We start from the raw sequence: 7,272 nt of genomic DNA, 5'->3' as shown, positions 1-7,272 counted from the left end.
ACGTCGGCGGCCAGCGGAGCCGTGGAGGCCTGCCCGGGCGGGGCGTAGAGCACCCGTTCGGCGGCCAGCGCCAGCCGCCCGGCGGCGGCCGCCGAGTCCGTGTCCAGGTCCGCCTTCTCGGTGATCCGACGGGCGGCCGAGCGCGGGGTGCGTGACTCGTCCGGGGGAATTCCGACGTCCCAGGCGGAGTCGATCAGCTCGTCCCAGGCGGCCAGCACCTGGGCGTCGGTCAGCTCGGCCGGGCCGCCCCCGCCGGGCCGGCGCCGCCCGCCGCCGCCGAGTCGGCGACGGCGCAGGGCCGTGCGCCAGAACATCGGGACGAGCAGCAGTGCGATCACCACGAGCACCGCGGCCAGGGTGCCGAGCACCTGACCGGACAGCAGCCAGGACTCCTGGGAGGCCCGCGAGACGGCCTTGTCCTTCGCCCCGCACTCGCCCAGCTGGCGCTGCTTGGCGGTGCAGTCCGTGCTGGCGCTCGGCGCCGGGGCGGCCGCCGCGCTGGAGGCCGCGGCGGACGGCTGCTGGGTGGGCGCGGTGGTCGGGATGCTGGACGACTCCTGGTATCGGGCCGGGACGCCGCGGCTCGGGGTCGGCTCGAAGCGCATCCAGCCGTAGCCGGAGAAGTACAGCTCGGGCCAGGCGTGGTACATCCGGCCGGTGACCGAGTGGACGTTGCCGCCCTTGTTGTCGCCGGGGGTGAAGCCGACCGCGACCCGGGCCGGGATCTTCAGCTCCCGGGCCATCGCCGCCATGGTGGAGGCGAAGTGCACGCAGAAGCCCCGGCGGTCGCGCAGGAAGACCGAGATCGCGTCGCTGCCGGTGCCGCCCGAGACGTTGGTGTCGTACGTGAACCGCGGGCTGGTGAACCAGTTCACCAGCGCCGTCGCCCGGTCGTAGTCGTTGCGCGCGTTGGCGGTGACGGCCTTGGCCTGCTCGGCGACCACCGACGGCAGGTCGGTCGGGACGGCGGTGTACCGGTCCCGGATGTCCGACGGGGCGGCCGGCGCGGTGCGCAGCTCGTCGGCGGTGGGCCGCAGGTCCAGCGCGGAGACGTGGTAGCTCAGGCCGCTGATCGCCTTGCCGTTGGTCGGCACCACGGTGCGGGTCAGCGGGTCGAGCTTCCACTCGCCGCGGTTGGGCACCTGCACGGAGGCGGCCGGGTACGGCATCGGCAGCCAGCTCTTCTCCAGCCCGTCGCTGACCTGGAAGTCGCCCTCGATCCGGGGGACGTTGGTGTTCTTCAGGCCCTCGGGGGCGGGCAGGTTGGCGGGGAGGTCGTTGACGGTGGTGCTGCTGAGCTTCCAGCTGGTGCCGTCGAACTGGTCCAGCGAGCCGGTGCGCAGGTAGATCTGGTCGGCCAGGTCGCTGTCCAGGGTGTAGGTCAGCAGCTCGGTGTCGCTCGGCTTGGCGATCGCGGCCTCCAGGCTGACCAGCGGGTCGAGGCTGGTCGCCACACTGCCGGAGGCGCCGCCCTTGCCGGACGTGCCGCCGGAGTCGGAGTGCAGCAGCCCGGCGTCCCAGCGCGGCAGGAAGACCGGCAGCAGCAGCGCCAGTGCCAGCGCCAGCACACCGACCTGCCGCCCGCCCGGGTTGACCGAGCCGGAGCCCGTCTCGCCGCGCGCGCCGCCGTGGAACACCCGGCCCCAGCGGGAGACCCGGTCCTGGCCCTCGGCGAACAGCAGCACCAGGTAGCCGAGCGCGGCGAGGCCGAACCAGAGCCAGCTGCCGTGGTCCCCGGCGAGGCCGTTGCCGACCGAGTACAGCGCCAGCAGCGGCAGTCCGGCCAGCGCCGAGCGCCGGTAGGTCACCGCGACGGTGTCCACCAGGACGGCGATCACGCCGACCGCGGAGACCAGGATCAGCCGCAGGCCCGCGGTGGGCGGCGCCGGGATGGCGTACTGCTTGATGTCGTCGACACCGGCGGAGAGGACCTGGCCCAGGACGTGCATCGAGACCGGCCCGGGCAGCAGGCTGCCGCCGAAGCCGATCACCAGCAGCAGGAACAGCACCAGCAGCTGCGCGACCGGCACCGTCCAGCGGTACAGCGGGAGGCGGCGCAGGCCGGCGCCGACCGCCGCGATCACGGCGATCACCAGGACGGCGTGGGTGAGCCAGCTGCGCGTGGTGAGCAGCGGGATCATGCACAGCGCGGCGAGGGCGGTGGCCAGCGCCGAGTACACGGTCAGTTTGGCCCGGGTGGTCACGCGCCGGCCTCTTCTCGGTAGGGGGCGGTCGTCTTGGCGCCGTCGGCGGCCCGCCACAGGTCCGGTACGGAGTCGCCGGCCCGTACCGGCAGGACCGTCCAGCCGGCCTCGCGCAGCTGCCGGACCCGGTCGCGGAACTCGTCGCCGCCGGTGTTCGGGGCGAGCATCCGCAGGCCGGCCCAGGTGCCGGTGTCGAGCAGGAAGGCGATCGCCCCGCCGGTACGGCCGCGCAGCCGGGCCAGCCGGGCGGTCTGTGCCTCGTCGAGCTCGCCGAGGACGGCGACCAGCAGGCCGTCGCCGCCGGCGCGCAGCGGCTCCTCGGCGCGGGTGAGCCCGCTGCCGTCGGACAGGTCGGCCACCGCGAGGGCGTCCAGGACGAGCCCGGAGGTGTCGGCGGCGCTGTTGTGGCCGCCGGCGCCCGGGCCGGGCACCCACTGGCCGGTGTCGGTCAGCAGCTGGGTCTGGTAGCCGCGCTCCAGCACGTGCACGGCGACGGAGGCGGCGCAGCTGACCGCCCACTCGAAGGAGGAGGCCGGCCCGCTGCCCCGGTGGCCGATCTCGCGGGTGTCCAGCAGCACGGTGGCCCGGGCCCTCTGCGGCTGCTCCTCGCGGCGCACCATCAGTTCGCCGTACCGGGCGGTGGAGCGCCAGTGGACCCGGCGCAGGTCGTCGCCGGGCCGGTACTCGCGCAGGATCACGTCGTCGTCACCGGCCAGTGCCAGGGCGCGGGTGTGGCTCTCGCCCTGGCCGGCCCACTCGCCGCTGAGTCGTACCTGCGGCAGGGCCTGGACCTGGGGCACGACGGTGAGCACGTCGGAGGCGGTGAAGGCGCGGTTGACCTCACACATCCCGAACGGGTCGGACAGCCGCAGTTGCAGCGGCCCGAGCGGGTAGCGGCCGCGCAGGTCGGAGCGGACCCGGTAGGAGACCTCGCGGAAGCCCTGCGGCTCGACCCGGTCCAGCACGAAGCGCGGGCGCGGCCCGAGCACGTACGGGACCTTGTCCTCCAGGAGGAGCAGTCCGGTGGGCACCCGGGAGACGTTGTCGACCCGCAGGTGGACCCGGGCCTCCTGGCCGGCGATCGCCCGGCGCGGGCTGAGCCGGCGTCCGCTGGCCACCCGGTAGCGAGTGTTGGCGACCACCAGGGCGGCCACCAGCGGCAGCCCGGCGAGCAGCACGCCGACGCGCAGCAGCGCGTCCTGGTCGAGCACGTAGGCGCAGAGCATCGCGGTCAGTCCGGCCGCGAGGAAGGAGCGGCCCCGGGTGGTGAGGCCGCGGAGTCCGGCCCGCAGTCCGCCCGTTTGATCGGACGAGGCCACCTCAGCCCCTCCGGACGGCCGGGCTGCCCTGCGGGCGCGGCAGCGGCAGCCGGGCGACCAGGTCGGTCACGATCTGCTCGGAGGTGCGGCGGCTGAGCTGGGTCTCGGCGGTCGGCATCAGGCGGTGCGCGAGGACCGGGACGGCCAGGCGCTGGATGTCGTCCGGGGTGACGTAGTCGCGCCCGTCCAGCGCGGCGGCGGCACGGGCGGCCCGGACCAGGTGCAGGGTGGCGCGCGGCGAGGCCCCCAGGCGCAGCTCGGGGCTGGTGCGGGTGGCGGCGACCAGGTCGACGGCGTAGCGGCGGACCGGGTCGGCGATGTGCACGGAGCGGACCAGGTCGACCAGCTTGAGGATGTCGGAGGCGTGCGCGACCGGCTGGAGGTCCCCCAGCGGGTTGGCGCCGGCGTGCACGTCGAGCATCGCGAACTCGGCCTCGGGGCTGGGGTAGCCGATCGAGATGCGGGCCATGAAGCGGTCCCGCTGGGCCTCGGGGAGGGGGTAGGTGCCCTCCATCTCGACCGGGTTCTGGGTGGCCACGACCATGAACGGCGAGGGCAGCTCGTAGCTGGTGCCGTCGATGGTGACCTGACGCTCCTCCATGGACTCCAGCAGCGCGGACTGGGTCTTGGGCGAGGCGCGGTTGATCTCGTCGCCGACCACGATCTGGGCGAAGATCGCGCCCGGGCGGAACTCGAAGTCGTGCCGCTGCTGGTCGTAGATGTTGGTGCCGGTGACGTCCGAGGGCAGCAGGTCGGGGGTGAACTGGATGCGGCGCACCGTGCAGTCGACGGACCGGGCGAGCGCCTTGGCGAGCATGGTCTTGCCGACGCCGGGAACGTCCTCCAGCAGCAGGTGGCCCTCGGCGAGCAGGACGGTCAGGGCGATCCGGACGGCCTCCGGCTTGCCCTCGATCACGCTCTCGATGTTGGCGCGGACGCGGTCCACGACCGCGGCGAGTTCGGGGAGCCCGACCTGGTGGTGTCCGTTCGCCCTCTGCTCGCCCCCCGCAGGACCGCCGAGACCGGCCTGATCGTTGTAGCTCGTCACCCGTTTACGCTCCCTGGCACACCGTGCCCGCCTCACCCGAGGCCGGACCCCACCCCATGCTTGACGCGGCCGTCCCGGGGGCGGTTCCGAACGAGGATCCGGCGCCGGGGAGGCGGCCTGCGGCCCGGCCGCCCCAGGTGGTTCGGGGTCCGACCGGCAGGCGCATTCTCCCCCGTGCGGTGGCCAGAAGTCACCATTCGGCCCTCCCCGAATGCCCGGACTCCGTTGGCCGGGCGGGCGGGTGACGGTGCGGGTGTCAGCCGATCTCGCGCAGCAGGCCGGTGTGGACGTCGAAGACGAAGCCGCGCACGTCGTCGGTGTGCAGCAGGAAGGGGGAGGTGCGCACCCGCTGCATGGACTGGCGGACGTCGCCGTCCAGGTCGACGAAGGCCTCCACCGCCCACTGCGGGCGCTGGCCGACCTCCAGCTCCAGTTCGCGGCGGAAGTCCTCGGTGAGCCCGAGCAGGCCGCACCCCGTGTGGTGGATCAGCGCGATCGAGCGGGTGCCGAGGGCGCGCTGGCTGATGGTCAGGGAGCGGATGGTGTCGTCGGTGACGACGCCCCCGGCGTTGCGGATGACGTGTGCGTCGCCCAGTTCGAGGCCGAGCGCCGCGAACAGGTCGAGGCGGGCGTCCATGCACGCCACGACGGCGATCCTCCGCACCGGGCGGGCGTCCATGCCGCCGTCCCGGAAGGTCACCGCGTACTCGCGGTTGGCCGTGACGAAGCGGTCGATGATGGTGGGGTTCTCGGAGTCGGCAGCGGCGTTCGGCGTGGGCCGGTCGGGGGTCACTGTCATGGGGGCGACGTTAGTGCGATACCCCGTGCCGCGGTGGGGTGAAGAGCTACAGAACGGGCCGCTGTGATCGAGCGCATAGCGACAACGGGAGGGTTTGTCCGGGCTGCTCCCGGAGTGGGTTCCGACGGTTCGTACCCGGTCGCTCGGAGGGGCGTGCGGCGGCTGCGCGAGACCCCGGGCGGGCGCCTCGACCGGCCCGTGCGGACGGCCGCGACCTGCGGTGATCCGTACCGCCGCCCGGGTGGTGCGCCGGAGCGGACCATTGACTGCCGAGGCCCGCGCGATAGAGTTTGCGGCGCAGTGGAGCACACCCGCCGGAGCCCGTCAACCGGGCCTCGCCGGCCGGTGCGGCCCGATCGACGCGGCCCGTGGCCTCCACCCGCTCCGTGCTCACCTGGCGCACCTTCCCCGGCGCCGGGCGGTCACCACCTTCCCCTTGGAGCGGGCGGGGACCACGGGCCGCGTCGTCGTGCCGGGGGGTGGTGGGCGAGAATGGTCGGAGCTCCCGGACGTCGGGCTGCTCCGCACCGAGGAAGGGCGCCACCGCGCATGACCACCAACGAACCGGGTCCCAAGCACGTTCCGGTGATGCTGCAGCGGTGCATGGATGCCCTGGCTCCGGCGATCTCGCGTCCCGGCGCGGTGGTGGTGGACGCCACCCTCGGCCTCGGCGGGCACAGCGAGGCGCTGCTGACCCAGTTCCCGGAGGTCCGGCTGGTCGCGGTGGACCGCGACCCGCAGGCGCTCAAGCTGTCCGGCGAGCGGCTGGCCCCGTTCGGCGACCGGGCCACCCTGGTGCACGCGGTGTACGACGAGATCCCCGAGGTGCTGGAGCGCCTGGGCATCGACCGGGTGGACGGCATCCTGTTCGACCTCGGCGTCTCCTCGATGCAGCTGGACGAGGCGGAGCGCGGATTCGCGTACGCGCAGGACGCGCCGCTGGACATGCGGATGGACCAGACCCGGGGGATCAGCGCGGCGGAGGTGCTGAACACCTACAGCCACGGCGACCTGGCCCGGATCCTCAAGGTGTACGGCGAGGAGCGGTTCGCCGGGAAGATCGCCTCGGTGATCGTGCGGGAACGGGAGAAGGAACCGTTCTCCAACAGCGCGCGTCTGGTCGAGTTGGTGCGCAACGCCATCCCCGCGGCGACCCGCCGCACCGGCGGGAACCCGGCCAAGCGGACGTTCCAGGCGCTGCGGATCGAGGTCAACGGAGAGCTGGAGGTCCTGGACCGGGCGATCCCGGGAGCGCTGGACGCCCTCGCGATCGGCGGCCGGATCGTCGTGATGTCGTACCAATCGCTGGAGGACCGGCTGGTGAAGCAGTACTTCGCCGCCGGGGCGACCAGCACCGCGCCGCCGGGACTGCCGTTCATCCCGGAGGAGCACCAGCCCTGGCTCAAACTGATCACTCGCGGTGCCGAACTGGCCACGGAGGAGGAGATCGAGGAGAACCGGCGCGCCGCGCCCGTACGGCTGCGGGTGGCGGAGAGGATCAGGGACCGAAGCAAGCGGGGCTGAGCCCCGGCGGGGTCCGAAGGGCGGAGGAAAGCAGTGGGGCCGGTGGCCGGTGAGGTCCGGGCGGGGCGGGGAGGACTCCCCGGGCAGGGCAGGGCGCGCATCACGGTCCGGCCGGGCAAGCGCCCGGTCCGGGGGCGCACACCCTTCGCGGTGCTCGTGGTGGTGCTGCTGGCGGCCGGGCTGCTCGGGCTGCTCGCCCTGAACACGGCGCTCAACGAGGGCTCCTTCGAGCTCTCCCGGCTGCAACGGCAGACCACCACCGCGACCGACGAGCAGCAGAGCCTCCAGCACGAGATCGACCGGAACTCGGCCCCGGACGCGCTGGCCAAGCGGGCCGCCGAGCTGGGCATGGTCCCGGCCGGCGGGATGGCCTTCCTC

The 7,272-nt window shown here is 73.8% G+C and carries 5 protein-coding genes and 1 pseudogene; 2 read left to right on the top strand and 4 right to left on the bottom strand.

From position 1 onward, the window contains the following. From J0670_RS24810 to J0670_RS24795, 4 genes are all read right to left on the bottom strand, one after another. Positions 1 to 2,204 (bottom strand): DUF3488 and transglutaminase-like domain-containing protein (locus tag J0670_RS24810; protein ID WP_207813875.1); only part of this gene is annotated, 2,204 nt, incomplete at its 3' end. Continuing rightward, entirely contained in the window at positions 2,201 to 3,523 is a 1,323-nt protein-coding gene (locus J0670_RS24805) for a DUF58 domain-containing protein (protein ID WP_307806675.1), read from the bottom strand. The genes J0670_RS24810 and J0670_RS24805, both read right to left, overlap by 4 nt. A gap of 1 nt (position 3,524) precedes the next feature. Further along, the gene (locus J0670_RS24800; protein WP_207813874.1) at positions 3,525 to 4,571 is read right to left on the bottom strand and encodes a MoxR family ATPase; all 1,047 of its coding nucleotides are present in this window, start codon (positions 4,569 to 4,571) and stop codon (positions 3,525 to 3,527) included. A 256-nt stretch (positions 4,572 to 4,827) separates the two neighbouring features. After that, positions 4,828 to 5,370, bottom strand: a complete 543-nt coding sequence (locus tag J0670_RS24795; protein ID WP_207813873.1) for a carbonic anhydrase — start codon at positions 5,368 to 5,370, stop codon at positions 4,828 to 4,830. A gap of 549 nt (positions 5,371 to 5,919) precedes the next feature. Between J0670_RS24795 and rsmH the strand changes: the two genes are divergently transcribed. Then, positions 5,920 to 6,894 carry a 16S rRNA (cytosine(1402)-N(4))-methyltransferase RsmH gene (rsmH, locus tag J0670_RS24790; protein WP_207813872.1) on the top strand — a complete coding sequence of 325 codons (975 nt, stop codon included), beginning with the start codon at positions 5,920 to 5,922 and terminating at the stop codon, positions 6,892 to 6,894. A 99-nt stretch (positions 6,895 to 6,993) separates the two neighbouring features. After that, positions 6,994 to 7,272 (top strand): annotated as a pseudogene (locus J0670_RS24785) (cell division protein FtsL); the annotation flags it as partial.

It is taken from the genome of Streptomyces sp. FH025, assembly GCF_017427025.1.
Classification (GTDB): Bacteria; Actinomycetota; Actinomycetes; order Streptomycetales; family Streptomycetaceae; genus Kitasatospora.
The sequence above is the reverse complement of the archived record's forward strand: the minus strand, read 5'-3'. Positions and strand labels throughout refer to the sequence as shown.